Consider the following 1,061-nt stretch of genomic DNA (forward strand, 5'->3'; position numbering starts at 1 on the left):
AGCTTTTCTCCTTCTTCGCTTTCAATCGCTGATACAAAGCGAGAACCAACTAATCTAGCGATATCGTTGTTTGCTCCTGATTCTTTCTTTTTAATGAACGTATCTGATTTTGCTTGTTTTCCGTAGTCGCCCATAATGTCCTTAATAATATTGATAAAGGTTGATTTTCCGTTTGAACCTCCACCGACTAAAAACATCATAATTTGTTCTGAAATATCACCTGTCAAACTGTAACCAATCAATCGTTGCATGTACTCTATAAGAGCTTTATCTCCTAAGAATATTTGATCTAAGAATGTTAGCCATGTTGGACACTTTGCATTTTCATCAAATGTAATATTGGTAATCTTAGTTAACCTAAGTTCTCGATTATGTTGTTGTAACTTGCCTGTTTTTAAATCAACAACACCCTTTTCTACATTGAATAAAAATTTATGTCTATCAAAATCCCCACGTTCTCCTGGAACTAATGGCATAAGATCCTTAATACTATTCATTCGTACATTTCTACGCTCACACATCCGCGCCCATTTCGCTTCTGATTCATCATCTGATTTAGAAAGGCTGCGGAGTACTTTTGCTGTAATTCTTTCAATTTCTTTTTTCGTATCTACTCGCCAACGTTTGCCATCCCATATAAACCAACCAATATCATTAACAAATTTAATTACATGGCCGTATTCATATGCGATACGTTCAGCGTTTCCAAGCTCAGTTAATTTGAATTTCCTTTTTGGTTTGTCTTCCACAACTTCAGCTACATCTTCATTTATAAAATCGAATGAAAATTCTTCGAATTGTTGTTTGTTGTCTAAGATAGTTGTGGAGGTAGATGAAATGGCTTTTCCTATTGTTCTTTCACCGTATGTTTCGTTTGTATCACTAAAATGTATAACGTCCCATTTATCACGAATTAAGCTAGTTTCGCGGAACATCGCATCCATTCGAGTTGCTGATTTCCCTGTCCAGAATGCCAGATGATTGCATAAAGCAAGGTCACTCGCTGAATGGTCCTCATTAATTAAGCTGCCATTGTATAATGAACGAATCTCATCACCGTT

1 protein-coding gene is annotated in these 1,061 nt (G+C 36.0%); it reads right to left on the reverse strand.

The window, feature by feature from the left end; genetic code table 11:
- The coding region (locus JDS99_RS30690) for a phage/plasmid primase, P4 family (RefSeq protein WP_242475820.1) at positions 1–1,061 on the reverse strand (1,061 nt) is incomplete at both ends.

The sequence above is a fragment of the Bacillus cereus group sp. N6 genome (assembly GCF_016483705.1).
Classification (GTDB): domain Bacteria; phylum Bacillota; class Bacilli; order Bacillales; family Bacillaceae_G; genus Bacillus_A; species Bacillus_A wiedmannii.